Genomic DNA, 2,644 nt, shown 5'->3' on the forward strand with positions numbered 1-2,644 from the left:
TTTGATAATAACCTAAGCAGATATCTTGCACAAAAAATGGATGTCGCAAATATTGTGCAAATAAAATCGGCAATAGGAGGAGGAGTGTTACTTGTAATTGCATTATTGATATTTAGAGTAGATATTAATTTGCAAGCAGAGCACATAATTCCGATTTTAGTTCTAGGTTCTGTTGGATTTGCAGCATCTCTATTCTTTTTCCTGCAGGGTTTAAAGAGAATAGGCACGGTTAGAACAATTACGATATTTTCAATGTCAGCAGTATTCGGTCTTGTGGCAGCTAGTGTATTCTTGGGAGAGCAGATTAGTTGGACTCAGATTACGGCTGCAGGAATTATGATTTTTGGAGTTTATCTTGTAAGTAGAAGAGAGATTGTCATACATCCAGCATAGATTGCTATCAGAGACTAGAATCAGTGCAACTCATTTTCTTTTTTTCTTGACTTTTTTTGGTATGCTCTTTTTCATTTTTACATACGTCAAGACAATCTTTAGTTGATGGGTCATTTTTGATACATAATCCATTGCCTCATCAAATTTGTCATTTTGAATTGCAAGAATTAGTCCATCAGAGTATATCTTAACATCATTTACTATGTTTTCAACATCATCTTTCATATCTTTATTGTTATTATTTTACAATTAATTGGATAATTGATTTTCATTGATGATAATTGCCTTGTGTTTTTTATTTGTTATAACATGTATAAATTCATGAAAAATGCACGTGACTACAAAAATACACCAAAGACAATAAAGTATGAATCAAGTTTAGCAGATATTTTAAAAAAAATCATCGATGAGAAAAAAAGTAGAATTTTAGTGACTGAAAACGATAAAGTTGTGGGTATTGTAACTGAAAAAGATTTAGGGTTTTTCCTACTAACTGATAAGACAGAAAGAAAACTAGATGAGATCCCATTGTCTGAAATTGTTAAAAAAATAATAACTGTTGATGAAAATACAAGTCTTGCAGAATGTGCCGAGATAATGCTAAGAAAATCAATTGGATCATTGGCGGTAAAATCAAACGATGATGTTGTTGGAATAATCACAAAAACAGATCTTGTAAGATATTTCACAAAAACACATTCTGGTGAGAAGATAGTTGGCGAGTACATGTCTCCTTATTATGCATGGCAGTATTTGGACACCCAACTATACCAAGTAGTGAAGAAGATGATTGATGAAAAAATATCCAGAATAATACTCCGAGATCATGATGAAACACCTGTGGGGATAATCACATTCAGAGACTTATTTGAGCTGGCGCTAAAACAAGGAAAGTATGAAAACGTTCTAGACAATACGGACCCAGTAATATCGGTAATATTTCCAAGAAAGGGATTCATTTCAGAAACAGGATTTGGAGGAAGTATCAAGGCAAGTGACATAATGAGTAAAGACATTGTTTCAGTAGATTATGATGAAGACTTGGCAAAGGCAGGCAAATTGTTGCTAGAAAAAAATATCAATGGTGCTGGAGTTTTATCAGGTCACGGCAATATCATTGGAATAATTAGTAAGACAGACATTGTCAAAGCACTTGCATTTTTGAAGTGATTCTAGAGACAAATTTAGAATTAAAGAAAAATGCTGAGAAAGAAAAAAATTACTTTCTCAACTTCATTGCCATTTTAGCAGCAATTCCCCAAGAGAACAAGGTAAACCCAATTGAGAATACCCCGCTTGTAAGTATCTCTGGGACTTGTCCCAAAGATAGGCTTTCAGAGGAATACACTGCTGCAACTATAGGCAAGGCAACCAAGCCTATTACTCCGAGTTTTGTCTTTGTATTCTCGGAGACATGTTGTATGCTGTATGTACTCATGCAAATAACAATGTGACAGTAGTAATTAGATAGGATCTAACTTTTTGCATCATTTTTGTTCAGATACTGAATGTTGTAGTGATTAGATTAGTTCATTTTCTGAACTAGTTTGAAAATTGTATGAGCCTAAACAAAATATATCAAATAAAATGTTATACGTTTTGTTTTTTGAATGTATTTTGCATGAAGCGATTAAAATCATCTTCATCAAATAATTGCCATCCCATCTTGTGTATATCAAGGTCATATGATCTATAATCTTCGATTATATCTCCAAACCACGCTCGATACATGTCCTCTTCTTGCTGTGCCTGCTCATGATTGTTGAAAAATTTCATCTCAATCCAATCAATATTACCATTTGTTCTTGCAGAAAAATCACAAAATGGTGAATTTGTAAGATACTCTTTCATATTTTCTAGTCGCTCAACAAAATCCTTTGGCGATGTAAATTTTACAGTTACAAGACGTAAAATTGGCATGTTAACCTGTTTGAGGTCAACCATTGCAGTATACCCATGAATTACTCCCATTTTTTCTAGTCGTGCAATTCTTTTACCCATTCCTCTTTCAGACATTTTGATTCCCATGCCTGCAAGTTTTTTGACAATGGTGCGTGTAGAGTCTCTAGCATTTGCAATAAGTAAATTGAGAATTTGTCTATCAATTGCATCCAAAGTAATTTCTTTTTGTGCTGTTATCGGTTCTGCCATTGTCATTGGTGAATCGTACCACTATGTAGTTTTACAAAGATACAATCCAGTGTTCAAAAATTGAACCAATTTTGTTAAAAAAATTCAAATGTAGAATCAA

5 protein-coding genes are annotated in these 2,644 nt (G+C 33.3%); 2 read left to right on the forward strand and 3 right to left on the reverse strand.

The features are described 5' to 3' along the window. A partial coding sequence (locus BG20_RS04325) for a DMT family transporter (RefSeq protein WP_010191349.1) occupies window positions 1-393 on the forward strand: 393 nt, incomplete at its 5' end. Between the two features lie 30 nt (window positions 394-423). On the opposite strand, the gene BG20_RS04330 is transcribed toward BG20_RS04325, so the two are convergent. Further along, entirely contained in the window at window positions 424-618 is a 195-nt protein-coding gene (locus BG20_RS04330; RefSeq protein WP_010191351.1) for a hypothetical protein, read from the reverse strand. Between the two features lie 96 nt (window positions 619-714). On the opposite strand from BG20_RS04330, the gene BG20_RS04335 reads away from it, so the two are divergent. Then, window positions 715-1,563 carry a CBS domain-containing protein gene (locus BG20_RS04335; RefSeq protein ID WP_010191353.1) on the forward strand — a complete coding sequence of 283 codons (849 nt, stop codon included), beginning with the start codon at window positions 715-717 and terminating at the stop codon, window positions 1,561-1,563. A gap of 49 nt (window positions 1,564-1,612) precedes the next feature. On the opposite strand, the gene BG20_RS12135 is transcribed toward BG20_RS04335, so the two are convergent. Both BG20_RS12135 and BG20_RS04345 read right to left on the reverse strand, forming a co-directional pair. Then, window positions 1,613-1,831, reverse strand: a complete 219-nt coding sequence (locus BG20_RS12135; RefSeq protein WP_133936229.1) for a hypothetical protein — start codon at window positions 1,829-1,831, stop codon at window positions 1,613-1,615. 152 nt (window positions 1,832-1,983) lie between these two features. Continuing rightward, entirely contained in the window at window positions 1,984-2,550 is a 567-nt protein-coding gene (locus tag BG20_RS04345; RefSeq protein ID WP_010191357.1) for an AsnC family protein, read from the reverse strand. Between the last annotated feature and the right edge of the window lie 94 nt (window positions 2,551-2,644).

Origin of the sequence: Candidatus Nitrosarchaeum limnium BG20 (assembly GCF_000241145.1) — an archaeon.
In the GTDB taxonomy this organism is placed as follows: Archaea; Thermoproteota; Nitrososphaeria; order Nitrososphaerales; family Nitrosopumilaceae; genus Nitrosarchaeum; species Nitrosarchaeum limnae.